General features: G+C 34.0%; 1 pseudogene. It reads left to right on the top strand.

The window, feature by feature from the left end:
* Positions 1-102: 102 nt before the first annotated feature.
* Positions 103-332 (top strand): annotated as a pseudogene (locus NRL14_RS20850) (IS110 family transposase); the annotation flags it as partial.

Below are 332 nucleotides of genomic sequence, written 5' to 3'. Positions count from 1 at the left end.
TGATGTATGAAGTCAAGATTTGATAATCATATAGAAAGTTCCTCGAGTTTTTCGATACAGTTGTGTTGACCAAAACATAAACTGTACCTCGAGGAACTTAGTATGAAACTATATGGTGGAATTGACTTGCATTCAAATAATTGTGTTATTGCTATCATTAATGAACAAGGTGAAACGCTTAGCTGCAAGCGTTTAAATAATGACATCTCTGTCATTTTATCTTTTTTAGCCCCGTATAAAGACAAGCTAGCAGGACTTGTTGTTGAATCAACATTTAATTGGTATTGGTTAGTTGATGCATTAATGGATGCAGGATTTAAGCTTCACTTAGC

Origin of the sequence: Pseudoalteromonas sp. 20-92 (genome assembly GCF_030847595.1) — a bacterium.
Classification (GTDB): domain Bacteria; phylum Pseudomonadota; class Gammaproteobacteria; order Enterobacterales; family Alteromonadaceae; genus Pseudoalteromonas; species Pseudoalteromonas fuliginea.
The sequence above is the reverse complement of the archived record's forward strand: the minus strand, read 5'-3'. Positions and strand labels throughout refer to the sequence as shown.